Here is a 24,690-nt window from a genome sequence, read left to right on the forward strand (position 1 = left end):
CGGGCGCAAACAGGGCTAATACCGCCCTTTTAGTGGACGGCACCAACAGCAGTAGACTTAGGAACCATGACTCGAGATCTGTTAAGCATCGGCATGAACTACGAGCGGTGGCAAGACGCTGTTGAGGCAGCCATCGCATCCGAAAAGCTCGAAGTAATCGGCGAAGTTCGTGGCGGTCAGCTCATTGAATTCGCTGACGGTTCCGGTGCAAAAATGTTCATCTTGGCTGCAGAGCCTTTCACCACCTTCGCAGGTTTTGACGCCGAAACTGTCCATGATGCACACGTCAGCATGGTCAACGACGTCCTCGCATTGTGCGACCTCGTCAATGACGAGGGCTACCACATTGCAACTGTTGCATCGAACCTAGCGCAGGGACCACTGCTGGTCGACGAACCAACTCAACAATGGCAGCACCTCAAGCTCAGCGCGATCGCAGTAGATGCGCAGGTCCATGAGTCAAAGCAAGCCTCTGGTGTTACTACGCCGTCCCTGATTAGCCACGGCGCTGACATCGTCAACTCCGGAGCTGCAACCACCCCTGATGCTTCGGCCACCCTTGCTGTCGAGATCAAGAACGCAACCGTGCGCACCAATGAGCTGTCTGGAACCAAGTTCATCCATGCCGTCGCTGAGGCGCCTTTCGCCATTGACGTGTGCCTGCCAATGATGGACACCATCCCTACTGACGGTTCTGTAGTTACGGGTACCTTCCTCCTCACCGCGGAAATCAAGCCACCTGCAGGTTGCGGTGGCGACGGAGGCTGCGGCTCTGGCGGCTGTGGTGGAGGCTGCGGAGGCCACTAGGCGGCAGGCAGCTAGCAGGAAGGATAAGTGGCGATGGATACGTCGGGGCGCTACATTCCGCGTCGGACTGCGCGAATTCCATGGTGGCTACTAACTCTTGCATTCCTCCTGTGTATCTGGATGATGGTGACGCTGAAGGTGTCAGGAGTACTCCTGTCCATCGGCGTTGCCGGGCTGTTGCTCATTGCAACCAGGCGCCCGGATGGTCTCGAAATCGAGGCCATCGTCGCATCTATTCAGCTGAGCGCTGAAGATCTCGCCGACGTTATTTCGGATTTTGACCGATTCTGCACCAGTCCTGACGTCCAGTCATTGGAGGACCGCACGTTGCTGCGCCCTGCCCTGATGGATCGGGATACTCAGGTGCCAGAAATCGCCACGTTTCACGAGGACGTTGCCAATGCACAGCGTTTTCTGCACCGGCTACCTGCGCGACTTGCTGGAGAGCTGTCTGTGAAACAGGCAGAAAAGCTCCTCATGATCACCGACGAGCGCGTGGCCGCCTTGCGGGAGTCGTGGCTGAGCGCTCGCAGAGCGGCCAGGGACATTGGCCCCAACTAGATTCCAAGCACACCCAGTGCCTCTGAAAGGGTATCTCCAGCGGCGTCCAACCAATTGATCCGCTTGTCCCGCTGGAACCATGCCCGTTGCCGGCGCACGTATCGTCTCGTGCCCGTTATTGTCCGTTCGACAGCTTCATCCCAGGTCAATTCACCAGTTTGGGCTGCCAAAACCTGTGCATAACCGATTGCGCGCCCTGCTGTTGAATCAGCAACGAGACCTTCAACCTGAAGTTTTTCAACTTCTTCAACTAGCCCCTGTTCAAACATCAAATGGGTGCGAAATTCGATGCGAGGATTGAGCCATTCGCTAGTGGTGCGAAGTCCGATGAGCGTCAATCCCCAGCGAGGTGGCTGGTTGATCGGCGGCTGACTTGCAGCAAAAGGTTGTCCGGTGAGTTCGATTACCTCGAGAGCCCGCACGGTACGCCGGGGATCAGCCTCCTCGATAATTGCAGCTGCTGCCGGATCAATGTCGGCCAATTCGGCGTGCAGCGCTCGAACTCCAATTTCATGCAATCGAGCTTCATACTTCGCTCTCACTTCAGGATCAGTAGGCGGAAACTGCCAGTCATCCACCAAAGACTGAACATACAACATGGATCCGCCCACCAGAATTGGCGTCTTTCCCCGGGCCATGATGTCTTCCACATCCTTAATAGCTTCACGCTGATAACGCGCGACGGAGGCTGTTTCGGTTACCTCGAGTACATCCAGTTGGTGATGAGGAATACCTTCACGTTCCTCTGGCGTAAGTTTTGCCGTGCCGATGTCCATGCCTTTGTACAGCTGCATCGAATCAACGTTCACCACTTCCCCGTCAAGGCGATGCGCAAGCGCAACACCCAACGCGGACTTTCCCGACGCCGTTGGGCCGACAACTGCAATTGGATTCATCTAACTCACGCCTTCCCAAGAAGCTACGTATCGCCCCACACCGTGGGCATCGGCGACCATTGCGAGCTGCCCTCCTGCGGGACGCAAAGAACGGAGCATCCACCACATTTCTGGCTCAACAATGCCATCTGCCGCCAGATCATCCCTATTCTTCGGCCAGGAGACCCTCTCACCGGATAACAAGTCCATGCACCACGCATGGCGCTGAGACGCCGTAGGTATCAGCGACAAGGGTGCCCGATCACTCAGCCCCGCGGGTCCATCAATGCCCACCATATCGAGCACGGTGGGATCCTTGCGAATCTCTCCCACCGTGATGGGCAGTGTGCACTCGATGAGTACAAAACGCTGGACCAATTCCGCCAGGTAATTGCCGGCCCCAACCGTTACTTCAGGCGCTCCCCACGCACGAAAAGATCCCGTGTGAGCTGTGTAATTTCGCGGTTCTCGGGATCCCACAAGATTAATTTCTGTCACTTGATGGCGGGTCAGGATGTCGTCGACAAGCGCGCGGGCGCCCCGTAGCAGGTCAGAGCTACTGACGTCGCCGGCCCCAAGTGCGGGCACGAGCGCCGGAGAGGTAGGTACAAAGATCACTGGCACACCGTCAACTTTAGCGTTCCGGTCTTGCCCCGCGATCGCCCAGCAGGGGCTAGAATTGAACCCTAGTATTCATCCGTTGGGTGAATCTTTAGGATTTATTGGCAGCCGTGTCGCGCGGCAAAACACCGAAGGACGTTCCATGACCACTCCAACCCCGAAGCCAGGACCTCGCCCAGGACCTCGTCCAGGACCTCGACCCGGCGCCAAAGTGGCCGCTCCAGTAGTCCCTGTGGTTGCGCCTCGCGTAACGACGAATGATCCCGCTAAATGGGGTCGCGTTGCCGACAACGGCGATGTCTTTGTCAAGACCGCAGATGGCGAGCGCCTAATCGGGTCATGGCAAGCCGGTACACCTGAAGAAGGCTTGGCACACTACGGCACTCGTTTCGACGACCTCGCTACCGAGGTTGAGCTGCTCGAAGCCCGCCTGGTTGCGCATCCGGAGGATTCCGCAGCGATCCGCACCGCCGCAAATGAAATCAAGAAGACCCTGCCAGAAGCTACGGTGATCGGCGATATTGCGTCGCTGGACAAGCGCCTGGATTCCATCATCGACTCCTCAGAGGAGGCCGGGGAGGCTGTCAAGGCTGCAAAGGCAAAGCAGCGCGAGGAAGCAATTGCGCGCAAAGAAGCACTCGCTGCAGAAGCTGAAGACATCGGTGAGAGCTCCACGGAGTGGAAGGCCGCTGGCGATCGCCTGTTGGCGATTCTCGAGGAATGGAAGACCATCCGCGGAATCGACCGCAAAACTGATGACGCGCTGTGGAAGCGCTACTCCCGCGCACGTGATTCCTTTAACCGTCGCCGCGGTTCTCACTTCGCTGAGTTGGATCGTGGTCGCGCGGCTGCTCGTAAGGCCAAGGAAGCCCTGGTCGCACGCGCCGAAGAACTCAAAACCTCCACTGATTGGTCCGAAACTGCACGTGCGTTCCGCGACCTCATGACGGAATGGAAGGCTGCCGGCCGCGCCCCACGCGACATCGACGATAAGCTCTGGGCTGCATTCAAGGCCGCGCAGGACTTCTTCTTTGATGCCCGCAATGCTGTCAACGAGCAGCGCGACCAAGAATTCCTCGCCAACGCCGAGGCTAAGGACGCTCTGATCGCCGAATACACCCCACTCATCGACCCTGACAAGGACCTCGAGGGCGCTCGCCGGAAACTCCACGAGTTGCAGGAGAAGTGGGAGGAGATCGGTTTCGTCCCGAAGGCACGCGTTCGCGAGTACGAAGACAAGATCGGCGCCCTGGAGAAGCTGGTGAATGATGCCTCTGAGGCACAGTGGCGTCGCACGGACCCTGCAGCTCAGGCACGTGCGGCTCAGTTCGCTGAGCGAGTCAAGGACTTCACCGCCCAGGCCGAAGCCGCGGAAGCAGCTGGCAAGACTAAGAAGGCCGAAGAATTGCGCGCTCAGGCTGCACAGTGGCAAGAGTGGGCTGACGCGGCACTGAACGCGGTGGAAGACCTGTAAATGCAGTGTTTCCAGTTTGCGGAGCCCGTCCCAGGTGAAGAACCAGCGGATGCGCTCCGCACTGTGGTTTTCATGGCCAATTTTGCGGCCCAGGACATCACCGGCAGCCTTGATGCTTCCCGCGGTGCGGACGAGCTTATCGACGACCTAGCCCACCCTGCGCCAGACCACGAGACGTTTCTCTTTGGCATTGCGGAAGACCCGGTAGAAGGCCCAGTTTCCGATTTGGGGTATCCCCTTATCCCGTCGACGGGTTCCGCCAGCGAGCCAGCTTCCTTGGCGTGGTTTGTGGTTGACCTTCCTACCCGCGACAACCCAAACTTGGTGAACGTTTCTATCGTCCTTGACGTTGACCTCCTCCCCATCGGCGACGATGCCTCTCCAGAGTGCGCTTCTGTATGTCGATTCGTACTAGCTGAGTGCGAACGAATCGCCACATCACTTGGGCGTTCGATTATTCAGGTGTGGATGCAGCATCGAGCGGATGAGCAACCTGCGCTCAGCGAGGTTTACGAAGAGGCAGGCTTTAGTCTTGCGCATTCAGAAGTGGAATTTGTGACAACCTTGCCTCGGCAGCCAGCTGGGGACGTCCAGGTGTTTTCCAATGAAGATTTCCCCGATCAGATGCTAGAAGGCATCGCCGAATTGTATTGCGCTGCATCCGTCGAGCAACCCCGCGGATCGCTATCCACTGCCCCGGAGCAGTGGGACGCCCAGCGACTTAGTGCTCATACTGCCCACTTCAGGGCACGTGGTACTGAAAACTTTCACGCGATTGCCACTGATGAGGCTGGCGAACCGATCGCTTTGTCTGAAGTGTGGATTCACCAAGGATCCAATGCCGAGGTAGCCATTCAAGGGCTTACTTACGTCAAGCCTGATTATCGGCGCCAAGGTCTGGGGTTCGCAGTAAAAAGTGCTGCGATGGGTGCCACCTTGAAGGCGCATCCTAGTGTTCGCAGGATTTACACTTCCGTCGCACCATCGAACCAGGCGATGCTGCAGCTCAACCGAGCTTTTGACGCACGGCCTGTTGCTGCGGTGGCTGTTTTTGAAAAGGGGCTGTAGACCCTAGTTTTCCTTCTGCTTGCGGCGCGAACGGCGATCGTCGATGGGGCCACGGTCGTCGGCAAGCTGAGCTTCCTTGCCTCCGAAGCGATCCTGCTGCTCCAGGGCAACGGGGTCGACGTACACTTCTTGGCGTCGCAGCTCTGCGATCTCTTCCTGCTCTTCGGTACGCATCGTCACCACGTTGTACAGTCCGTAGACCACGAAGAGGACGGCAAAAGTAGCAAGGAGAAGGCCAACACCAACGCCGGATCCTTGATCGCGAGTTTGGCGCATCCAAATGGCAAAGACCGAGAAAAACATTGAAATTCCAGACAGTACCCAAGCAATCTGGGCGAGCTGGGTGGATCGGCGCATGTAGGCCACCGACATTAGGGTCACAGGACCGAGCGCGCATAACCAAACGAAGAGACGCTCTGGTGTGCCGATGCCATAGTCGATGGATCGCTGTGTCATAAGCGCAATGTCAACGCCCGTGATGTAGCCGGTGTAGGGCAAAAACCAGCTGGCGACAATCGCAGCTGCACCGCCAAAAAGTGGAACGCGGTACCCCGACATGTCGATGCGAGCGGCAGCTTGTCGCTCTCGGCGCGCCAGTTCTTCAGCGGTATCCTTTGATGTTTCGCTCACGTTGTTTTCTCGTCCTCTACTGTTTGCGGTGCTACCAACTAATCTAGTTCGCGCTGCAGCATCCTTGGGATTCAGACACAGGAACGGAAACATTTCCGATCTTAGGCATGCCAAGCGTGACCCCGATTGGAGCTGTGGTTGGGGTCTGCCCCAACTCGGACATATCGCCGGCCTTGGTCTTGCGATGTGTATGCACACCGGAGTCCGCTAGCAGGAAGTACGGAGCCGCTTCGGTGATGGTTACCGTCACGACGTCTCCCGGCCTGATGTGGCCTGCTGGGGTGAAGTGAACTAGGCGACCATCACGTGCGCGCCCAGACATGCGGTGGGTCTTGTCGTTCTTGCGACCGCCACCGGCCTGGACCAGGAGCTCAACCTCGGTACCGATCAGCGCAGTGTTCTCTTCCAAACAGATGCGTTCCTGGAGCGCAAGGAGTCGCTCATAGCGATGCTGTACGACCTCCTTCGGGACCTGATTGTCGTATTCAGCAGCTGGGGTGCCTGGTCGCGGACTGTACTGGAAGGTATAGGCGCTGGTGAAACGCGCCTTTTCGACGACATCGAGCGTCGCCTGGAAGTCCTCTTCGGTCTCGCCAGGAAAGCCTACGATGATGTCGGTAGTGATAGCCGCGTGCGGAATCTTGGCGCGAACTTCGTCCAAGATTGCCAAAAACTTCTTGGAGCGGTAGGAACGCTTCATTTCCTTCAGCACGCGGTCCGAACCGGATTGCAAAGGCATATGCAACTGAGGGCAAATATTTGGGGTTTCCGTCATGGCGTCGATGACGTCGGAAGTAAATTCGGCTGGGTGTGGGCTTGTGAAGCGAACGCGCTCGAGCCCCTCAATCTGGCCACATGCACGGAGCAACTTGGAGAAGGCGCTGCGGTCTCGCTCAAGCTCTGGATCCACAAAGTTGACGCCATAGGCATTGACGTTTTGTCCAAGCAGTGTCACTTCGGACACACCCTGGTCGACCAGTGCCTGGACTTCAGCGAGGATATCGCCAGGGCGTCGATCTACTTCCTTACCGCGCAAGGAAGGAACAATGCAGAAAGTACAGGTGTTGTTGCAGCCAACTGAGACACTGACCCAGCCTGAGTAAGCCGATTCGCGTTTTGCCGGCAGCACGGATGGGAATTGCTCTAGCGCGTCGACAATCTCCACCTGAGCCTTGTTGTTGTGGCTAGCGCGGTCCAGCAGCGCTGGCAGCGAACCAATGTTGTGGGTACCAAAGACCACATCCACCCAAGGAGCCTTTTTAACAACGGCATCCTTGTCCTTTTGCGCCAAACAACCACCGACAGCGATCTGCAGGTCGGGGCGCTGCTCTTTCACACCGCGCAGATTTCCCAGCGTGCCGTAGAGGCGCTGGTCTGCATTGTCTCGAACCGCGCAGGTGTTGAACACGATGAGGTCTGGTTCGCCGTTTTCAGGAACGGGAGCGTAGCCTGCTTCCTCTAGAAGGCCCGACAGACGTTCGGAATCGTGCACATTCATCTGGCACCCAAAGGTGCGGACTTCGTATGTCTTTGCGCGCTTTTGTTGCTCCACCACAGCTGGACAGTCTATCCATCGCGGGGCGAGATCTTAAATCGAGTTTTGTGAAGCCGGAAATTGGCGAGATTTGCACTACACCGATAATTTTGACCGATTTGTAACAAACTCACTTTTTATTGTGACTCCCGTTACCCTATAGTGTGAGCATGACTAGTGACGCACAGCACACCATGATCTCGATCACGGGTGTTAACAAATACTTCGATAACTTCCATGCCCTCAAAGACATCAACCTGGAGATTCCTAAGGGACAGGTTGTTGTCATCCTTGGACCTTCCGGCTCCGGCAAGTCAACCCTTTGCCGCACCATTAACCGCCTGGAGACAATCGATTCCGGCGAGATTCATATCGACGGGAGCCTGCTTCCGGAAGAAGGCAAGGAACTCGCCCGACTTCGCGCCGACGTCGGCATGTGCTTCCAATCGTTCAACCTCTTCCCGCACCTGACCATCAAGGAAAATGTCACCCTCGCTCCAGTCAAGGTTCGTGGCATGAGCAAGTCTGAAGCAGGCGAGCTCGCCATGAAGCTGCTCGAGCGAGTCGGTATCGCCAACCAGGCTGACAAATACCCAGCTCAGCTTTCCGGCGGCCAGCAACAGCGCGTCGCAATCGCCCGCGCGCTCGCGATGAAGCCGAAGGTCATGCTTTTCGACGAACCAACCTCGGCACTCGACCCAGAAATGGTCAACGAAGTCCTCGACGTCATGACTTCCCTCGCTAAGGAAGGCATGACCATGGTCTGCGTGACCCACGAAATGGGCTTCGCACGTAAGGCAGCCGACCGTATTTTGTTCATGGCCGACGGCGAAATCCATGAGGATACTGATCCAGAGTCCTTCTTCACCAATCCACAGTCCGATCGCGCCAAGGACTTCCTCGGCAAGATCCTCGGACACTAGGGCGGTTCCATGCGAAAGACAATCAAACAAATTGCGGCCACGGCGCTCGCTGCCATTACGGTGGCGTCGATAAGCGCATGTGGCTCCACCGAGCCCCGCAGCCTCCTAAAGAGCATCGAATCCGGCGAGGTTATCTTGGGCACCAAGTACGACCAACCGGGCCTCGGCCTGCGTCACCCTGACAAATCGATGTCTGGCCTTGACGTCGATGTCGCGACCTACGTGGTCAACACCATTGCAGCCGAGAATGGCTGGAAGGAACCAAAGATTAAGTGGCGCGAAACCCCGTCTGCTCAGCGCGAGACGCTGCTCAAGAACGGCGAGGTTGACATGATCACCGCCACCTACTCGATCAACGCTTCCCGCGCGAAGTCCGTCGACTTCGGTGGACCTTACCTGGTAACCCACCAGGCACTGCTTGTCCGCAAGGACGACACGTCGCTCAACACGCTTCAGGATCTTGAGCACGGTCGCAAACTGTGCTCTGTGACTGGTTCTACCCCTGCGCAGAAGATCAAGAAGGAGCTGCCAGGTGTGCAGCTGCAGGAATACGACTCCTACTCGTCCTGCGTGGAGGCCCTTCACCAGAAGAAGGTCGACGCCCTCACCACCGACGCAACCATCCTTTACGGATTCTCCTCCCAATATGAGGGCGAGTTCAAGGTTGTTGAGATGAACAAGGCCGACGGCAAGCCTTTCACCAATGAGCGCTACGGCATTGGCCACGCTAAGGGCGATAAGGCATCAAACGAGGCGATCAACCGAGCATTGGAAAAGATGTACTCGGATGGTTCCTTCGAGAAATTCCTGGAAACCAACTTGGGTGACGACGCCAAGGTCGTCGAAAAAGGCACCCCAGGCGACCTGTCCTTCCTGGACAAGAAATAGGAGGCGGTAACCATGTGGACTGACCTACAACCCGACCTGCTTGGCGCCTTCTGGGTGACCATCAAGCTGACGATCTTTTCTGCCCTGGGATCAATGATCCTCGGCACGTTCCTGACCGCCATGCGCGTGTCTCCCGTTGCCTTCCTGCGCACCATCTCGGCGCTGTACATCAACACTGTGCGCAACACGCCGCTGACCTTGATCATTCTGTTCTGCTCTGTTGGCCTGTACCAGAACCTCGGTCTGGCACTCGCGCCTGAGAATGAGAACTTCATCAAGAACAACAACTTCTGGATTGCCGTCCTCGGCTTTGTGCTATACACCTCCACGTTCGTTGCTGAATCCTTGCGTTCCGGCATTAACACGGTGCACTTCGGGCAGGCCGAAGCCGCCCGATCCCTGGGCCTGAGCTTTCCGCAGATTTTCAGCTCGATCATCTTCCCGCAGGCACTGCGCGCAGCCATCGTCCCATTGGGCAACACTCTGATCGCGCTGACGAAGAACACCACCATCGCTTCCGTGATTGGTGTTGCTGAAGCATCCCTGCTCATGAAGTCCACCATTGAAAACCACGCGAATGATCTCTTCCTGGTCTTCGGTATTTTCGCCCTCGGCTTCATGATCCTCACCCTGCCGATGGGCTTGCTCCTCGGTTCCCTGTCTAACCGTCTGGCGGTGAAGAAGTAATGTCACAAGTACGCGCTACAGTTCTCTATGATGCGCCCGGACCGAATGGTCGGCGCCTAAACACCATCATTACCGCTGCTTCGTGCCTCATCGCACTCGGCGTTTTGGTGTGGGTCATCAAGATCCTCGGCGATAATGGCCAGCTGGTTGCCGAAAAGTGGACACCGTTTCTGAAGTCCACCACCTGGACGACCTACCTACTTCCAGGCCTGATCGGCACACTGAAGGCAGCATTCTTCTCTGTCATCCTCGCAATCATCATCGGCGTTGTGTTGGGCCTCGGTCGCCTGTCAGAAATTGCCCCAGTCCGTTGGATTTGCGCAGTGATCGTGGAGTTTTTCCGCGCCATCCCGGTGCTTATTCTGATGATTTTCGCCTACCAGCTCTTTGCCAAGTACGCGGTCTTCCCTTCCAGCCAGCTCGCCTTTGCTGCTGTGGTTTTCGGCCTCACCATGTACAACGGCTCGGTTATCGCGGAAATCTTGCGTTCGGGTATTAAGTCCCTCCCGAAGGGGCAGGTTGAGGCTGCTCGTGCCCTGGGCATGACGCACCGCCAGACCATGTGGTCAATCCTGCTGCCACAGTCCGTCGCAGCGATGCTCCCAGCACTGATCTCTCAGATGGTCATTGCGATTAAGGACTCCGCGCTGGGTTACCAGCTCGGTTACATCGAGGTTGTTCGAAGCGGTATGCAGTCGGCGTCCTACTACCGCAACTTCCTCGCTGCGCTGGTTGTCACCGCGATCATCATGATCATCATCAACTACGCCCTGACCGCGTTGGCTGAACGTATCGAACGTCAGCTCCGTGCCGGACGTGCACGCAAGAACATCCTGGCAAAGGTTCCAGAGCACCCTGACCAGGGTCTGGAGACTAAGGACCAGGCGACTGTTGACTGGCACGATCCTTATCACAAGGATCTGCGCTCCACCGCTGAATAATCCGCACAGCCCAAAGCCCGCACCAGGTTATTGTCCTGGTGCGGGCTTTTTGGTCATAGTTCAGCTATGCGACTATCTAGGGCAGTTTTCGCAATGTGAAAGCTCAGTCCCTCACTGTAACCGCGTCTGGCGAGCACACCGACGATCCTGCGCAAGTATTTGTCGTATTCTTTCCTGTCGGCTGGCGCTTGTCGAATGCTCCGAGCCTTTTTCTCCGCTAGGGTGCGGGCAGTGTCTGCCTCATCCTCTGGCTCTATTTGCTCCAATGCGGCGGTTCGTAGTGCCGGAGCGACGCCTTTTTCTTGAAGCTCCCGGTCTAGGTGTCGGCGAGACTTCCCTCTAACCTGATGACGTTGCCTCACCCACTCCCTGGCGAATAGTTCGTCATCAATGAGGTTGACCCGTTCCAGGTCGGCCAGAACTTCATCAACTAATTCCGGGTCGAAGTCGAGGTCGCGGAGACGTCGCTGTAGTTCCGCGCGAGAGCGCGCCCTTTGGTCGAGTAGTAAGAGCGCTCGGCGCCGAATTGATGCCTTCTGTTCTTCTAGCAGCGGATCAAGGATAGGCTCTCCGGGGCCGTTTTGCAGCATCTCCCGAAGAGCCTCAAGCTTCTCAGCCTTTCCCTGTTCAGCGGTCACAGCGCCTACTGGGCGTCGTCGCCGTCGAGGTCAATATCGTCGAAGTCAACGTTTGGAATGACATCGATTGGCTCGTCAGGAAGCACATCATCTTGGTTTGCGTACTTGCCAAAACCAAGCTTCTGGTAGATCTTGTCCTCGAGTTCGTCTGCAAGATCAGGGTTTTCCTTCAGATTAATGCGGACCTTCTCCTTACCCTGACCGAGCTGTTCGCCGTCGTAGGTGAACCAGGAACCGGACTTCTTGATCACGCCGTTCTCCACCGCGAGGTCAATAATCGAGGATTCGCGGGAGATGCCCTCGCCGTAGATGATGTCGAACTCAGCGATCTTGAATGGTGGGGAAACCTTGTTCTTCACGACCTTCAAACGGGTACGGTTACCGATCGCGTCCTGACCATCCTTGAGGGTCTGAATTCGGCGGACGTCGCAACGCACGGAAGCGTAGAACTTCAGCGCCTTACCACCGGTCGTGGTCTCTGGGGAACCGAACATGACGCCGATCTTCTCGCGGAGCTGGTTAATGAAGATCGCCGTAGTGCCAGAGTTGTACAGCGCACCGGTCATCTTGCGGAGCGCCTGAGACATCAATCGCGCCTGGAGACCAACGTGAGAGTCACCCATTTCACCTTCAATTTCGGCCTTCGGGGTGAGCGCTGCAACAGAGTCAATGACGATGATGTCAATTGCGCCAGAACGCACCAGCATGTCCGCAATTTCGAGGGCTTGTTCACCGGTGTCTGGCTGGGAAACCAGCAGTTGGTCGGTATCGACGCCAAGCTTGCGCGCATAATCTGGATCAAGGGCGTGCTCGGCATCGATGAATGCAGCGATGCCACCGTTCTTCTGGGCCTGCGCAATGGCATGCAGCGCAACCGTCGTCTTACCCGAGGATTCTGGACCATAAATTTCGACGATGCGGCCACGTGGGAAACCGCCGATGCCTAAAGCGATGTCGATGGACGTGTTACCCGAAGAAATCACCTGGATTGGTGGCCGGTTGTCGTCGCCAAGGCGCATAATGGCGCCCTTGCCGTAATCCTTTTCGATCATGGCCATGGCGGCAGCCAAGGCCTTTTCACGATCGTTGCCAGCAGCTGGCTTTGCAGACTTCTTAGTTGCCATTATTTCTTCCTCATCGTTTTAGCGAAATATTTTGGGGTCTACTTACTTAGACGGAAAAACCAAGCCGAAAGGTTCCATTTCGATTCGCTTTTCTTCACCAGTCACCCTAGAACAACGGATGGACACACATCGATAATACACAAACGTCTGTTCGATTTGCGATCAAAACGCAACCCTGCAAGAAAACTCTAGTAATCCTCACCTAGCCAGCGACTTTCCGGAATGTCAAAGTCGCGACACATGGCCCACCAGACCTGTCGAACATCTTCCCCTTGTTCGATAAGCTCGCGAGGCGTTGCGCCAAATCCGGAGAGCACATGGGAGTCAAGGTGGTATTGCCCCAGGCTTGGACCGAATTCGTCATTGACCAACTGATGGAACTGGGCTAATCGCATGAGCCTTAACCCTAGTCCACCCTCATCGCCACCCCTGGCAGCGACTCTCGTCTCTAGAGGCCAACGTCAGGACTGCTAAAGTAAGCTACGTCTCGCCTAATTAAACACTGTTCAAGGCTTGTCTACTGGAGGATTTCTCATGTCTCAATCGGCCGTCCGCGATCTTGCGTACATTGCCGTCTTTGCCGCGCTGATCATCGTTTTTGCCTTTGTTGCTATCCCTGTAGGCGCGGCAGGCGTGCCGATCGTGTTGCAAAATGCCATCGTGATCCTCACCGGCCTGGTCCTCGGCGCAAAGCGCGGATCTCTGGCTACCCTACTTTTCCTCCTTGTAGGTTTGATCGGACTTCCAGTGATGGCAGGTGGCCGACAGTTGCTCCCAGCACTCGCAGGTCCTACGGTTGGCTACATCGTGGGATATGTCATTAGCACCGCGATCGCCGGATTTATTGCCTACCTTGCCGCATCATCCGCAACCGGTCGTGCAATTCGCCTCGCAATTGCCGGCGTTGTCGCATTGGCTACTCAGTATCTGTGTGGAATGGTTGGCCTGATGATTGTCGCTCACATGAATCTCAAGGCGGCAGCCCTGGTACAGGTTCCTTTTATTGTCCCTGACCTGGTCAAGGTGGCCATCATGGTTTCGATCGCTTACGGCGTTCACCGGGCGATTCCGTCCCTCATCCGCAAGTAACCCATGATTTCCTTCTCTTCCGTCTCGGTCGCCTTTGACGGCCGCCAAGTTCTTGACAACATTAATCTCGAACTCACAGAGCGTCGTATCGCCATCATCGGCGCTAACGGAGGTGGCAAGTCCACTCTGATCCGCCTGATTAACGGGCTGGGCACCCCTACCGAAGGAACTGTGCTTGTCGACGGCATCGACGTCGCATCCAATGGCCGCGCGGTTCGCCGAAATGTTGGTTTTGTGTTCTCGGATGCCGAAAACCAGATCGTCATGCCAACCGTGGCCGAAGATGTAGATTTCTCATTACGTCGATTGAAACTCTCGAAGGCCGAGCGCAAGGCCAAGGTCGATGCGGTCCTCGAGCGCTTCGGCCTAGCGTCCCACCGCGATGCTTCACCACACACGCTCTCTGGTGGTCAAAAGCAACTGCTGGCGCTCGCCGCAGTGCTCATCATGGAGCCAGGCATTGTCATTGCCGATGAGCCGACTACGTTGCTGGATTTGCGCAATCGGATGATGATCAAGAAGGTGTTTTCATCGTTGTCTCAGCAGCTCATCGTGGTCACGCATGACTTCGACTTCATTGAGGACTTTGATCGTGTGCTTTGCCTTGATGGTGGGCGCATCGTGGCCGATGGAACTCCGCAGGATGTCATCAGGACATACCGGGAGATGATGGAGCGTTCATGCTGACCGTCCCGCTCGGGGTTTACATTCCGGGAAACACCCCGCTTCACCGCGTGCCTGCTGGTTTGAAGTTTCTCGCGCTGATCTGCTTTGTCATCTCCACCGCAGTCTTTGTCAAGACGATTCCCTGGGCGGTTGCAGTGTTTCTCCTGCCCCTCGTCGGCTACGCGATTGCCGGGGTGCCAGTTCGTGTGGCTTGGACCCAGCTTGCTCCCCCATTGCCTATCCTCAGCATGCTGTTCGCTTTTCAGTGGTGGCAACTAGGGCTTGAACGCGCGGCGATCATCATCGTGGTCATTTATGCTGCGATTGCTGCCGCGACGCTTCTGACGCTCACAACCAAGGTCGGCGAGATGATGGATGCCATCACTGCGGGCTTAAGACCATTGGGTCGGTTGGGATTGCCAGTGGATGCCATTGCGCTAGCAATTAGCCTGACTATTCGACTCATCCCCTTGCAATTGGCAACAGTGCAGGAGGTGCTGGATGCCCGCAAGGCTCGTGGCGCTGAATTTTCCCTTCGTGCCTTCGGAACCCCTGCGGTCATTCGGTCTATTCGACGGGCAGAAAATATCGGCGACGCTCTTATCGCCCGTGGCGTCGGAGACTAGCTCTCCTTAGACGCAAAAATTGGCGTACGGATGGTTTTGTCCCATCCGTACGCCATGTTCGGCTTTAGGAATTACTCCCCTCGCAGCTCGCGCATCTTCTGAGCAACAGCATCGTCAGCTGCTGGAGCGCCACCTTCGATGGACTGCTGTGGAGCACCACCAGGCAGTTCGCCCTTCATCTGAGCGCGGATCTGCTCGAGGCGGGAGTGACCAGCCATCTGAATGCCAGCCTGCTCGACCTCAGCCATGCGACCCTCAACAGAGTTCTGAGCGAGCTCAGCCTGGCCGAGAGCGTTGGCGTAGCGACGCTCAATCTTCTCGCGAACCTGGTCGAGGTTAGGGGTGTTGCCGGAGGCGGTGAGCGAGTTCATGGACTTAATGGACTCGGAGACCTTCTCCTGCATCTTTGCCTGCTCCAGCTGGGAGAGCAGCTTGGTGCGCTCAGCAACCTTCTGCTGCAGCTGCATTGCGTTGCGCTCGACTGCCTGCTTAGCCTGAGCCGCCTGCTGCAGAGCCTGGTCGTGCAGAGCCTTGGTGTCCTCCACAGACTGCTCTGCGGTCACCAGCTGAGCAGCGAATGCTTCTGCAGCGTTTTCGTACTCAGTTGCCTTTGCTACGTCGCCAGCGGCACGAGCGTTGTCGGCAAGCTGGAGGGCCTGACGGGTGTTGCCCTGAAGCTTCTCAATGTCAGCCAGACGGCGATTCAACTGCATTTCGAGCTGACGCTGGTTACCGATAACTGCTGCTGCCTGCTGAGAAAGCTCCTGGTGCTGGCGCTGTGCGTCCTCGATTGCCTGCTGAATCTGGACCTTAGGGTCGGCGTTCTCCTCGATCTTGGAGTCGAACAGAGCCATCAAGTACTTCCACGCCTTGACGAATGGGTTTGCCATGAGTCTTAAAACCTTCCAGATTTGATGTGTGAGGACACTGTTAACGCTCCCAGTGTACCTAGGAAGTGTGGGTAAAGCGCGCGAACTCGGTATCTGCGGAACGGATTGCCATCGAGCCGGCAGCTTCGATTAGCACATCAGCTACGCTCACGCCCAAAGCGTGGCACACCGATGCCAAAAGTTCCGAAGACACTTCCTTGCGTCCACGTTCAAGTTCGGACAAATATCCTGGTGAAACGCTGGACTTTTCGGCAAGTTCTCGCAGGGTAATCGCACGATCCGCGCGGAAGGCACGTAGGGCAGCTCCCAATGCTTCACGCAGCAGAGGTTCCGCTACTGGCTTTTCTAGTAGTGCTGTGTTTGTAACCATCGTTTAGTACAACGCACAAGTGCGCCGTTTAGTTCCCCATCAGTTCATTTTCTAGAAAGTGCAAAGCAAACTCCGCTGCGCGCTGACGAATCGTATTGCGGTCGCCATCAAGAACCTCTTCAGGTTCAGCTGCCCCATCTCGCAGCGCCCAGCGCGTTTGCCCTTCCGGAAGCACACGGACGGTCTTGACTCTGTTAGGTCCTGCCAGCGCCAGCCACACGACGCCTACCGGCTGACCCTCTTGAATGGTTGGGCCTGCAACTCCGGTCAGCGCCAATGCATAGTCGACATTCAGACGCTCCTTGGTCCCCTGCGCCATGGCAGCGGCACACTCAGCGGAAATCGTGCCATGGGCGTCGATTAGCTCGGCAGGCACGCCGGCGAGTTTGGTCTTCAACGAGGCGGAATAGGTGACCAGCCCGCCGACAAATACCTCACTCGCACCTGGGTGAGAGGCGATCAGGCTAGCAAGCAGACCCGAGGTGAGGGATTCACACGTTGCGAGACTGCGACCGTTCAGAAGCTCGATGACGTTAGGCACGGTTTTCCTTTCGCGAATCAAGGAGGTACTGCACGCCAGTAACAACGGTCACCAGGACAGCTGCATACATCACAACCTGCGCGCCAATGAACGCCCAATCAGGCAGTGGCATCAGGTAAAGCGCAACCGCAACCGACTGCAATGTGGTCTTAATCTTGCCACCCTTAGACGCTGGAACGACCTTGCCCTGTCGCAATTGGATCATTCGCCAGAACGTAATCCCCAGCTCGCGCACGACGATCACCACGGTCACCCATATAGGCAGCACGCCCACAATATTGAGACTGACGAACGCCGAAATCATCAGCGCCTTATCTGCGATCGGGTCGGCAATCTTGCCAAAATCCGTGATCAAGTTGTGCTTACGTGCGATGTCGCCGTCAAGCTTGTCCGTGATCATCAAGGCAACGAAGCACGCAAATGACCACCACATCCAGCGGGTGTCCGTGTGGTCAGCCTTCAGCACCAACCACACAAAAAGAGGGACCGCGAGAATGCGCAGGCTCGTCAGCACATTCGGCACATTCCAATTGGAGGTCTTTTGATCACCATTCACAAAGCACTACCCTACCTGGTTGCCTAAAATTGAGGGACATGACCTACTTCGCAGTAACCTACCGCTACCCCGCCGATTCCCAAGAGATCGCCAGCACTCGCCCCATTCACCGCGAATTCCTGGGCAAGTTGAAAGATGATGGCATTCTGGTCGGCTCCGGCCCCTTCCTCGACGACGAAGGCGGCGCACTGATCATCATCCGTCTCGGTGAAGGCGCGCAGGTCGCCGACGCCACTGCGCTGATGGACAAGGACCCATTCCACACCACCGGGCTTCTCGACGGCCGAGCCATTCGCCCGTGGAACCCCGTGCTCAACGTGTTTTCCTAAATCTTTCCCGTATTAGGAACAGGCACCAAAGGAAAAGCCCAGCTCACAGAGCTGGGCTGAGTTCTTTCAGGGGAAAGATTTCCTAAATGTCCTTGGCAGGGTTCCAGTCTGGCATGACGCCGCCCTGAGCTTCGTCGCGCTTTGTCTTGATAACGGATGCCAGCGTGGTAATTGCAAGCACACCGACGATGACCAAGAGGGACACCAAGGTCGGAATTTCGATTACATGGACGTTCTCGCCACCATTGATGAATGGCAGGTTGTTTTCGTGCAGCGCATGCAGCACGAGCTTGACACCGATGAAGCCGAGGATGACTGCCAAGCCGTACGGCAGGTAGACAAGGCGATCGATGAGGCCATCCAGCAGGAAGTACATCTGGCGTAGGCCAAGAAGAGCGAATGCGTTCGCGGTGAAGACGATGTATGGCTCCTGGGTAATGCCGTAAATCGCTGGGATGGAGTCGAGCGCGAACATGACGTCGATCATGCCGATGGCTACGAGGCAAACAAACAGCGGGGTGAGCGCACGCTTGCCCATGTGACGGATCCAGAGCTTGTCGCCTTCGTAGGACGGGGTGACGTGAATGACCTTGCGCAGGGTCTTAATGATCCACATGTCGGATGGATCCTGTTCTGGCTGATCAGACATCTCATCGATGATCAGCTTGACGGCCGTGTACAGAATGAACAGGCCGAACAGGTAGAACACGTCGGACCAGGCGTTGATCACTGCAGCGCCCAGCAAGATGAACACCAGGCGGAAAATCAGGGCTAGGACAATGCCAATGAGCAGGACCTTTTGCTGGTACTTGCGAGGCACCTTGAAAGAGCCCATGATCAGAGCGAACATGAACAAGTTGTCGACCGACAGCGCGAGCTCAGTGACATAGCCCGTGAAGAATTCCATGCCGTGCTGATGCTGATTACCCGGCTCTCCCCACGTGAACCACAGGAAGATACCAAAGGCGGTAGCCAGGCCCATGTAGAAAAGCATCCAGTAGGCGGATTCCTTCATAGAAGGCTCGTGTGGGCTGCGGACGTGGGAGAAGAAATCAAAAATGAACAATCCCAGGACAACGAGTCCCGTAATTGTCCAGGTCAACAAATTAACTTCCAAAGCAAAGACCTCCGGTCTTATCGGTGTACGAAAATGACCGGAGGTCTCCCCCACCTCAGTCGGTTGTACTGAGGCGACATGACCGGGAACCGAACATGCGGCTGCCGTGTTGACGATCAATGTCAGGAAAAAGTGGGGTACTCCCCTCCAAGACGAAACCCCACTCTAGCCTATGGTGGCCCAAAACACATACTAAAACACGCCGGAAGTTGGGTCTGCAGCAACAATTTTGACGTCATCTGCAGGTTCTTCCTTCGGTGCTTCCGCCGGGTCAGCGCCCTTGATCATCCACAAGATTGTGTCGAGTTCTTCTGGCTTCACAAGGACTTCTCGGGCCTTGGAACCTTCGGACGGTCCCACCACGCCGCGCGTCTCCATCAGATCCATTAGGCGACCAGCCTTGGCAAAACCGATGCGGAGCTTGCGCTGCAGCATCGAAGTCGAGCCATGCTGAGAGGTGACGACGATCTCCACCGCGGCGAGCAAATCTTCCATATCGTTTCCGATATCTTCGTCGATCTCCTTTGCGGAATCGGATGCCTTCTCCTCGGTGACGCCCTCCGTGTAGTTTGGCTCCGCCTGGGTCTTTGCAGCTTCGACAACGGCCTGAACTTCTTCGTCAGTGACATACGCACCCTGCATACGTACCGGACGTCCGCCCTGCGGGATGAACAGACCGTCACCCATACCAATGAGCTTTTCTGCGCCACCTTGGTCCAGGATGACTCGGGAGTCGGTGAGTGAGGAGGTAGCGAAGGCTAGGCGAGAAGGCACGTTAGTCTTAATCAGGCCAGTGACCACGTCCACGGATGGACGCTGGGTCGCCAAGACCAGGTGGATACCTGCAGCACGTGCCTTCTGGGTGATACGCACGATGGAATCTTCAATTTCCTTAGGCGCTGTCATCATCAGGTCGGCGAGCTCGTCGACCACACAAACGATGTATGGGTACGGGCGGTATTCCCTCTCGGAGCCCAACGGTGCGGTGATCTCACCGGACTTAACCTTGCGGTTGTAGTCCTTGATGTGGCGCACGCGGGCGGACTTCATGTCCATGTAGCGCTGCTCCATCTCCTCAACCAACCAATTCAGCGCAGCGGCTGCCTTCTTCGGCTGGGTGATGATTGGCGTGATCAGGTGCGGAATGCCCTCGTATGGCGTCAGTTCCACCATCTTTGGGTCAACCAGAATCAGGCGCACTTCATCCGGAGTAGCTCGCGTCAGCAAAGACACAAGCAGCGAGTTCACGAATGCAGACTTACCGGAACCAGTCGAACCGGCCACCAGCAGGTGAGGCATCTTCTGGATCGAATGCGAAATGAAATCGCCTTCAATGTCCTTACCGAGGCCGATGAGCATCGGATCGTGGTTGGCCACGGTATCCGGTGCGGTCAGCACGTCGGCAAGGCGTACCATTTCACGGTCGGCGTTCGGTACCTCGATACCGACGGCAGACTTGCCTGGGATTGGGGCAAGCAGGCGGACGTTGTCGGTGGCAACGGCGTAGGCCAAGTTGGATTGAAGGTTCGTAATCTTCGAAACCTTCACGCCAGGCCCCAATTCCACTTCGTAGCGGGTCACTGTTGGGCCGCGCGAGAAGCCGGTCACGACGGCGTCGACGTTGAACTCGCGGAAGACGTCGGTGATCGCCTCGATCATGCGATCGTTGGTTGCGGTGCGCGTCTTTGGTGGCTCGCCTGGGACCAACAGGTCGGTGCTCGGAAGCTGGTAGTCGCCGGCAATTTCGCGTGGCGCAGGTGCCGGTGTCTCCTTCTTGAGTTCGCTCTTCGGAGTCGTCGCCTGTACAGCAGCTGGGTCGATGCCCGAGCGGGCAATGATCGCTTCCCGCATGGCTTCGCGGCTCGCCGCAACGGGATCCTCAGCCGTTGTCTCTGCAGGCGCAGCAGCTGGCAAAACCATGGTTGGTTCCGGTGCCGGCTCGTCGACTACAGCTGGGAACTCATCGGTGTCCGGACCGTACAAATCCTCATCGAGCTTTGGTTTTGGAACCTTTCGAGCCTTCGGCTTGCTAAAGAGCGATGGCTGAGGGTCCTCTTCTTCGTCCTCTTCCAATGGGTAGTTGTCAAATGGACGAGGCAAGCGACGCGGACGACGAGGCTCGCGAGTAAGCTCCTCAATTTCCTTGTCTGCTGCTGCATATGGATCATCGTCATCAGATTCCGATTCATCACGAGCGTCGTTGAATCCGAGGGAATCGACCAGGTAATCAACAAATTCCCGCACTGCAACACCAGTAGCCTGCAATGCGCCATAGACGATCACCAGCATCAGAATAGGAATCGCGAGATAAGGGCTAAAGCCCGCGGCCAACGGACCACCTACGATGTAGCCCAACGCACCGCCTGCCGTCTTACGTCCGGCCCACTCAGCAGGGCTTCCTGCAAAGATGTGTACCAGTCCCAGCATGCTCAGAACGATCAGCGTGGTGCCAATAACGGCCCCTACTTCTCGACGAGCCTCCGGCTTCTTACCCATCATCAAAGCGATGGCGAGGACAAACAATGCAAGTGGCAATACCAGCGCACCTGCGCCTACAGCTAGATGCGCAATGTCTGCAATCCACTGGCCCACTGGGCCTGCAACGTTGAACCAGACTGTTCCGCCGAGAACGATCGCCAAGCCAATCAGGCTCAGGCCAATAGCATCGGCATGTTCGTCCAGGTTTAGTTTGCGGTGGTCGTCGGCCACCTCTTGCTCCACAACGTCTTCCTTCCCAGCGTCCGCATGACTCAACTTGCGGGCCACGCCACCCACACCTTTAGCAGTCGCGCCAAACATGGCTCCAATGCCTGAACCTACCGCACGAAAGGCGCTGCCGGTTCGTTCGTTGGACGTATCGGCAGCGCGTTGGGCAGTGCGAGAGTTAAGGCTCACGGCAGAGGATCCACGCCGCGAGCCCGAGGACGGGCCAGTTTTACGACGTGAACCATTGGAGCGCTTGGTTTTAGCAGAGACTGACATGCCACAAACCTTAGTCGCCCCAAGCACTCTAGTCACATGCGCCACACCGATAACTTGGAAAGTTTAGAGCCTTAATTGCTGCACGAGACTCCCATCGCCCACCCAGTCAAGCCCTAAAGCTGGACGTCCGTAGGCAAACAAAACCAACTCGCCAAGCTCCCCGAACACCTGAACACGATGAGACGACGACCGATCACCACACAAAATCGGAACATGCCCTGCTGGCCACAACTCCACTGCAGCTGTTGACCGCCTGAAAAGCCACGAAGCTGAGGCAAAGGCTCGATACAATTCTGCAGCATCAGCCGTCGAGAAGCTCCGCGGCTGTAGACCGTGAGGCCGCCGCACATCCTCGTGATGCACAAAGTGCTCGAGCACATTAGCCCGCGAATCCATCACTTGCCAGATGCCCTGCGGTCCCCTCCCCCACTGCCCCACAACGTCCTCGAAATCTCGATTCAGTTGTTCCTCCATCGCACGTTCAAGGCGGCTTTTAAAGAGTGGCACGAACATCCCGGCGGCTGCCACCGGATCATTCTCGCGGATCACAAGGTGCGCTGCGAGATGATGAGCAGTCCAGCCTTCACACAATGTGGGCGCGTCCGGACCAAGAGCGAGCAACGTAGTGGCTAAGCGTTGTCTTTCAACAGCAGCGAAGTTCATCGGAAATCCTTTCACAAAAGAAAACCCCCACCTCATGGGCGGGGGTTCGAAGAGCTACAGGCTCGGACGTGCAGACTGGAGGTCTTCGTCGTCGATGTTCTCAGTCTCGGAATTCATCGGAACGACCGTCGGCATGACGACCGGCTTGCGGCGCCACTTCTGCTCGACGAAGCGGGAGACCTTGCGACGCACCTGCTGAGCCATGCGGTAAGGATCGTTCTCGCCTTCGCCTGCCTGCTCGACCATGATGTTCTCCACGAGGTCAGCGACCTCAGGCATCATGGCGATGGCGTCTTCAGAGAAGCCCACAGCACGAGCCGATGGGCGTTCCAACAAACGACCGGTGCGGTTGTCGATGACACAGGTGATGTCGATGACGCCACCCTCGCCCATGGATGTACGGTCTTCGAGCACCTTGGCGTCGATGTCACCCATGGTGGTGCCGTCAACGTAAAGGTTACCGATTGGAATCTGACCAACCACGGAAGCGCGACCATTCACCAGGTCAACCACAACGCCGTTCTGGGCCAGCACAACGCGGTCTCGCTGCACACCGGTAGAGATTGCGAGCTCCTTGTTTGCGCGTAGATGACGCCATTCGCCGTGGACAGGCATTGCGTTCTTCGGACGAACTGCGTTGTACAGGAAGAGCAATTCGCCAGCATAGCCGTGGCCAGAGGTGTGGACCTTGGCGTCACGACCAGTGACAACAGTAGCGCCAATCTGGGCCAGCATGTTGATCACGCCGAACACCGCTTCTTCGTTGCCCGGAACCAGGGAGGAAGACAGAATGATGAGGTCGCCGTCGCGAACGGTGATCTGACGGTGCTCACGGCGCGCCATGCGAGACAGCGCGGCCATTGGCTCACCCTGAGTACCGGTGGTGACCAGCAGAACCTTGTGAGGTGCCATCTTCGCAGCCTCATCCATCTGGATGATCGTGCCACGAGGTGCCTTGAGCAGTCCCATCTTCTCCGCAATTTCCATGTTGCGGATCATGGAGCGCCCGTTGAAGGCGACCTTTCGACCGGAAGCAACAGCAGCATCGATAGCTGCCTGCACACGGTAAACATTGGAAGCAAAGCAAGCGATGATGACGCGCTGCTTGGCATCCATCACCAGACGCTTTAGCGTTGGGCCGATCTCAGACTCGGAACCGGAGACACCTGGAGTGGTGGCGTTGGTGGAGTCACACAGGAACAGGTCGACGCCCTCGTCGCCGAGGCGAGACATAGCCGGCAGGTCCGTTGGGCGACCGTCAGTCGGGGTCTGATCCAGTTTGATGTCGCCGGTGTGAACAACGAGGCCAGCACCGGTCTTGATTGCGATGCCCAAGCACTCCGGAATCGAGTGGTTAACGGCAAAGAAGCGCAGGTTGAATGGACCGCGGGTCACGTCGGACTGCTCGTTGACTTCGATGAGCTTCGGACGCTGGCGGTGTTCCTTGGTCTTGGCCGCGATCAGCGCAAGGGTAAAACGGGAAGCCAAAATCGGGATGTCATGGCGCTGCTTGAGCATCCATGGGATAGCACCAATGTGGTCTTCGTGACCGTGGGTAACAACCAGTGCCTCAACCTTGTCCCACTTGCCTTCCATGTAGGAGAAGTCAGGCAGGATCAGGTCCACGCCAGGCTCGCCGGAGGATGGGAACAGCACGCCACAGTCGACGATGAGCAGGCGGCCCTTGTATTCGAAGACCGTCATGTTGCGGCCGATTTCGGAAATACCGCCAAGTGCGACGATGCGCAGGCCATCCTTTGGAGCCTGTGGTGGTTCAGGAAGACGCTCAGTCAGGTCAGCGCCCTGCATGGTCTGAACAACGGTGCGTCGTCCGCGTCCGCCATTTCCGTTGTTATTTCCGTTGCCGCCATTTCCGCGGCCACGGTTACGACCGCCACGACGGTTGTTGGAGCGATTACGATTTTGCCCCTGCTTCTCAGACGCGGAATCGCCACCTTCGGTGGAGGCAGCCGGAGCAGAATCGCTCGTCTCAGGCATTTCCGGTGCTTGGAACTTAACGGCTTCTACAGCCTCGGGAGGTCCAGCTTTACGGGTTACCTTACGAGAGCGATTACGTGGTTCGGTCATAT

The 24,690-nt window shown here is 56.9% G+C and carries 27 protein-coding genes; 12 read left to right on the forward strand and 15 right to left on the reverse strand.

Annotated elements, in window-relative coordinates; all coding sequences use genetic code 11:
- Positions 1–66: 66 nt before the first annotated feature.
- On the forward strand, positions 67–807 hold the full coding sequence (locus WG939_RS01480; RefSeq protein WP_339981771.1) for a hypothetical protein: 741 nt from the start codon (positions 67–69) through the stop codon (positions 805–807).
- A 33-nt stretch (positions 808–840) separates the two neighbouring features.
- Complete coding sequence (locus tag WG939_RS01485; RefSeq protein ID WP_339981772.1) at positions 841–1,368, forward strand: hypothetical protein; 528 nt, start codon at positions 841–843, stop codon at positions 1,366–1,368.
- Here WG939_RS01485 and miaA read toward each other — a convergent pair.
- Positions 1,365–2,264, reverse strand: coding sequence for a tRNA (adenosine(37)-N6)-dimethylallyltransferase MiaA (gene miaA / locus WG939_RS01490; protein WP_339981773.1), 900 nt, complete (start codon positions 2,262–2,264; stop codon positions 1,365–1,367). The genes WG939_RS01485 and miaA overlap by 4 nt on opposite strands.
- Positions 2,265–2,867 carry a hypothetical protein gene (locus WG939_RS01495; protein WP_339981774.1) on the reverse strand — a complete coding sequence of 201 codons (603 nt, stop codon included), beginning with the start codon at positions 2,865–2,867 and terminating at the stop codon, positions 2,265–2,267.
- Between the two features lie 139 nt (positions 2,868–3,006).
- Between WG939_RS01495 and WG939_RS01500 the strand changes: the two genes are divergently transcribed.
- Positions 3,007–4,338 carry a DUF349 domain-containing protein gene (locus WG939_RS01500; protein WP_339981775.1) on the forward strand — a complete coding sequence of 444 codons (1,332 nt, stop codon included), beginning with the start codon at positions 3,007–3,009 and terminating at the stop codon, positions 4,336–4,338.
- Entirely contained in the window at positions 4,339–5,406 is a 1,068-nt protein-coding gene (locus WG939_RS01505) for a GNAT family N-acetyltransferase (protein ID WP_339981776.1), read from the forward strand.
- 3 nt (positions 5,407–5,409) lie between these two features.
- On the opposite strand, the gene WG939_RS01510 is transcribed toward WG939_RS01505, so the two are convergent.
- Together WG939_RS01510 and miaB are read right to left on the reverse strand one after the other, a co-directional pair.
- Entirely contained in the window at positions 5,410–6,036 is a 627-nt protein-coding gene (locus WG939_RS01510) for an Rv2732c family membrane protein (protein ID WP_339981777.1), read from the reverse strand.
- A 43-nt stretch (positions 6,037–6,079) separates the two neighbouring features.
- Positions 6,080–7,591, reverse strand: a complete 1,512-nt coding sequence (gene miaB / locus WG939_RS01515) for a tRNA (N6-isopentenyl adenosine(37)-C2)-methylthiotransferase MiaB (protein ID WP_339981778.1) — start codon at positions 7,589–7,591, stop codon at positions 6,080–6,082.
- 173 nt (positions 7,592–7,764) lie between these two features.
- Between miaB and gluA the strand changes: the two genes are divergently transcribed.
- The 4 genes from gluA to WG939_RS01535 are packed head-to-tail and all read left to right on the forward strand — an operon-like array spanning position 7,765 to position 11,009.
- Positions 7,765–8,493, forward strand: a complete 729-nt coding sequence (gluA, locus tag WG939_RS01520; RefSeq protein ID WP_339982601.1) for a glutamate ABC transporter ATP-binding protein GluA — start codon at positions 7,765–7,767, stop codon at positions 8,491–8,493.
- A gap of 9 nt (positions 8,494–8,502) precedes the next feature.
- Positions 8,503–9,381, forward strand: a complete 879-nt coding sequence (locus tag WG939_RS01525; RefSeq protein WP_339981779.1) for a glutamate ABC transporter substrate-binding protein — start codon at positions 8,503–8,505, stop codon at positions 9,379–9,381.
- A gap of 12 nt (positions 9,382–9,393) precedes the next feature.
- Positions 9,394–10,068 (forward strand): amino acid ABC transporter permease, encoded by a 675-nt coding sequence (locus WG939_RS01530; RefSeq protein WP_339981780.1) that lies wholly within the window; start codon positions 9,394–9,396, stop codon positions 10,066–10,068.
- Positions 10,068–11,009 carry an amino acid ABC transporter permease gene (locus WG939_RS01535; protein WP_339981781.1) on the forward strand — a complete coding sequence of 314 codons (942 nt, stop codon included), beginning with the start codon at positions 10,068–10,070 and terminating at the stop codon, positions 11,007–11,009. The genes WG939_RS01530 and WG939_RS01535 overlap by 1 nt, the downstream gene beginning before the upstream one ends.
- A gap of 53 nt (positions 11,010–11,062) precedes the next feature.
- On the opposite strand, the gene recX is transcribed toward WG939_RS01535, so the two are convergent.
- The 3 genes from recX to WG939_RS01550 all read right to left on the reverse strand — a co-directional run bounded on the left by recX (position 11,063) and on the right by WG939_RS01550 (position 13,166).
- Entirely contained in the window at positions 11,063–11,647 is a 585-nt protein-coding gene (recX, locus tag WG939_RS01540) for a recombination regulator RecX (RefSeq protein ID WP_339981782.1), read from the reverse strand.
- Between the two features lie 5 nt (positions 11,648–11,652).
- On the reverse strand, positions 11,653–12,771 hold the full coding sequence (gene recA / locus WG939_RS01545; protein ID WP_339981783.1) for a recombinase RecA: 1,119 nt from the start codon (positions 12,769–12,771) through the stop codon (positions 11,653–11,655).
- A 188-nt stretch (positions 12,772–12,959) separates the two neighbouring features.
- Positions 12,960–13,166, reverse strand: a complete 207-nt coding sequence (locus WG939_RS01550; RefSeq protein WP_339981784.1) for a DUF3046 domain-containing protein — start codon at positions 13,164–13,166, stop codon at positions 12,960–12,962.
- A gap of 139 nt (positions 13,167–13,305) precedes the next feature.
- On the opposite strand from WG939_RS01550, the gene WG939_RS01555 reads away from it, so the two are divergent.
- From WG939_RS01555 to WG939_RS01565, 3 genes are read left to right on the forward strand one after another with little or no spacing between them, the layout of a single operon-like run.
- Positions 13,306–13,860 (forward strand): biotin transporter BioY, encoded by a 555-nt coding sequence (locus WG939_RS01555; protein ID WP_339981785.1) that lies wholly within the window; start codon positions 13,306–13,308, stop codon positions 13,858–13,860.
- Between the two features lie 3 nt (positions 13,861–13,863).
- On the forward strand, positions 13,864–14,547 hold the full coding sequence (locus tag WG939_RS01560; RefSeq protein ID WP_339981786.1) for an energy-coupling factor ABC transporter ATP-binding protein: 684 nt from the start codon (positions 13,864–13,866) through the stop codon (positions 14,545–14,547).
- Complete coding sequence (locus WG939_RS01565; RefSeq protein ID WP_339981788.1) at positions 14,541–15,152, forward strand: energy-coupling factor transporter transmembrane component T family protein; 612 nt, start codon at positions 14,541–14,543, stop codon at positions 15,150–15,152. The genes WG939_RS01560 and WG939_RS01565 overlap by 7 nt, the downstream gene beginning before the upstream one ends.
- A gap of 71 nt (positions 15,153–15,223) precedes the next feature.
- Here WG939_RS01565 and WG939_RS01570 read toward each other — a convergent pair whose 3' ends face one another.
- Genes WG939_RS01570 through pgsA form a run of 4 tightly spaced genes read right to left on the reverse strand, consistent with a single transcriptional unit; the run spans position 15,224 to position 17,509 of the window.
- Positions 15,224–16,042 (reverse strand): PspA/IM30 family protein, encoded by an 819-nt coding sequence (locus WG939_RS01570; protein WP_339981789.1) that lies wholly within the window; start codon positions 16,040–16,042, stop codon positions 15,224–15,226.
- Between the two features lie 58 nt (positions 16,043–16,100).
- Positions 16,101–16,412, reverse strand: coding sequence for a helix-turn-helix domain-containing protein (locus WG939_RS01575; RefSeq protein WP_339981790.1), 312 nt, complete (start codon positions 16,410–16,412; stop codon positions 16,101–16,103).
- 28 nt (positions 16,413–16,440) lie between these two features.
- Positions 16,441–16,953: a CinA family protein gene (locus WG939_RS01580; protein ID WP_339981791.1), complete on the reverse strand. Its 513-nt coding sequence runs from the start codon at positions 16,951–16,953 to the stop codon at positions 16,441–16,443.
- On the reverse strand, positions 16,946–17,509 hold the full coding sequence (gene pgsA / locus WG939_RS01585) for a CDP-diacylglycerol--glycerol-3-phosphate 3-phosphatidyltransferase (protein ID WP_339981792.1): 564 nt from the start codon (positions 17,507–17,509) through the stop codon (positions 16,946–16,948). Before pgsA ends, WG939_RS01580 begins: the two co-directional genes overlap by 8 nt.
- A 38-nt stretch (positions 17,510–17,547) precedes the next feature.
- On the opposite strand from pgsA, the gene WG939_RS01590 reads away from it, so the two are divergent.
- A complete protein-coding gene (locus WG939_RS01590; protein WP_339981793.1) occupies positions 17,548–17,838 on the forward strand; it encodes a YciI family protein in 291 nt (96 codons plus the stop codon).
- An 82-nt stretch (positions 17,839–17,920) separates the two neighbouring features.
- Here the strand turns inward: WG939_RS01590 and WG939_RS01595 are convergent, their stop codons facing one another.
- From WG939_RS01595 to WG939_RS01610, 4 genes are all read right to left on the reverse strand, one after another.
- Positions 17,921–18,955 (reverse strand): TerC family protein, encoded by a 1,035-nt coding sequence (locus WG939_RS01595; RefSeq protein WP_339981794.1) that lies wholly within the window; start codon positions 18,953–18,955, stop codon positions 17,921–17,923.
- Between the two features lie 192 nt (positions 18,956–19,147).
- Positions 19,148–21,937 carry an FtsK/SpoIIIE family DNA translocase gene (locus tag WG939_RS01600; RefSeq protein ID WP_339981796.1) on the reverse strand — a complete coding sequence of 930 codons (2,790 nt, stop codon included), beginning with the start codon at positions 21,935–21,937 and terminating at the stop codon, positions 19,148–19,150.
- A 63-nt stretch (positions 21,938–22,000) separates the two neighbouring features.
- Entirely contained in the window at positions 22,001–22,600 is a 600-nt protein-coding gene (locus WG939_RS01605) for a TIGR03085 family metal-binding protein (protein ID WP_339981797.1), read from the reverse strand.
- Positions 22,601–22,654: 54 nt separating this feature from the next.
- Positions 22,655–24,688, reverse strand: coding sequence for a ribonuclease J (locus tag WG939_RS01610; RefSeq protein WP_339981798.1), 2,034 nt, complete (start codon positions 24,686–24,688; stop codon positions 22,655–22,657).
- Between the last annotated feature and the right edge of the window lie 2 nt (positions 24,689–24,690).

Origin of the sequence: Corynebacterium sp. H130, assembly GCF_037572395.1 — a bacterium.
GTDB lineage: Bacteria > Actinomycetota > Actinomycetes > Mycobacteriales > Mycobacteriaceae > Corynebacterium.

Excerpts from the sequence above, each read along its gene's own strand:
- WG939_RS01480 (WP_339981771.1), top strand. The coding sequence starts at position 67 with ATGACTCGAGATCTGTTAAGCATCGGCATGAACTACGAGCGGTGGCAA.
- WG939_RS01485 (WP_339981772.1), top strand. The coding sequence starts at position 841 with ATGGATACGTCGGGGCGCTACATTCCGCGTCGGACTGCGCGAATTCCA.
- miaA (WP_339981773.1), bottom strand. The coding sequence starts at position 2,264 with ATGAATCCAATTGCAGTTGTCGGCCCAACGGCGTCGGGAAAGTCCGCG.
- WG939_RS01500 (WP_339981775.1), top strand. The coding sequence starts at position 3,007 with ATGACCACTCCAACCCCGAAGCCAGGACCTCGCCCAGGACCTCGTCCA.
- WG939_RS01505 (WP_339981776.1), top strand. The coding sequence starts at position 4,339 with ATGCAGTGTTTCCAGTTTGCGGAGCCCGTCCCAGGTGAAGAACCAGCG.
- gluA (WP_339982601.1), top strand. The coding sequence starts at position 7,765 with ATGATCTCGATCACGGGTGTTAACAAATACTTCGATAACTTCCATGCC.
- WG939_RS01525 (WP_339981779.1), top strand. The coding sequence starts at position 8,503 with ATGCGAAAGACAATCAAACAAATTGCGGCCACGGCGCTCGCTGCCATT.
- WG939_RS01530 (WP_339981780.1), top strand. The coding sequence starts at position 9,394 with ATGTGGACTGACCTACAACCCGACCTGCTTGGCGCCTTCTGGGTGACC.
- WG939_RS01535 (WP_339981781.1), top strand. The coding sequence starts at position 10,068 with ATGTCACAAGTACGCGCTACAGTTCTCTATGATGCGCCCGGACCGAAT.
- recA (WP_339981783.1), bottom strand. The coding sequence starts at position 12,771 with ATGGCAACTAAGAAGTCTGCAAAGCCAGCTGCTGGCAACGATCGTGAA.
- WG939_RS01550 (WP_339981784.1), bottom strand. The coding sequence starts at position 13,166 with ATGCGATTAGCCCAGTTCCATCAGTTGGTCAATGACGAATTCGGTCCA.
- WG939_RS01555 (WP_339981785.1), top strand. The coding sequence starts at position 13,306 with ATGTCTCAATCGGCCGTCCGCGATCTTGCGTACATTGCCGTCTTTGCC.
- WG939_RS01560 (WP_339981786.1), top strand. The coding sequence starts at position 13,864 with ATGATTTCCTTCTCTTCCGTCTCGGTCGCCTTTGACGGCCGCCAAGTT.
- WG939_RS01565 (WP_339981788.1), top strand. The coding sequence starts at position 14,541 with ATGCTGACCGTCCCGCTCGGGGTTTACATTCCGGGAAACACCCCGCTT.
- WG939_RS01570 (WP_339981789.1), bottom strand. The coding sequence starts at position 16,042 with ATGGCAAACCCATTCGTCAAGGCGTGGAAGTACTTGATGGCTCTGTTC.
- WG939_RS01575 (WP_339981790.1), bottom strand. The coding sequence starts at position 16,412 with ATGGTTACAAACACAGCACTACTAGAAAAGCCAGTAGCGGAACCTCTG.
- WG939_RS01590 (WP_339981793.1), top strand. The coding sequence starts at position 17,548 with ATGACCTACTTCGCAGTAACCTACCGCTACCCCGCCGATTCCCAAGAG.
- WG939_RS01600 (WP_339981796.1), bottom strand. The coding sequence starts at position 21,937 with ATGTCAGTCTCTGCTAAAACCAAGCGCTCCAATGGTTCACGTCGTAAA.
- WG939_RS01605 (WP_339981797.1), bottom strand. The coding sequence starts at position 22,600 with ATGAACTTCGCTGCTGTTGAAAGACAACGCTTAGCCACTACGTTGCTC.
- WG939_RS01610 (WP_339981798.1), bottom strand. The coding sequence starts at position 24,688 with ATGACCGAACCACGTAATCGCTCTCGTAAGGTAACCCGTAAAGCTGGA.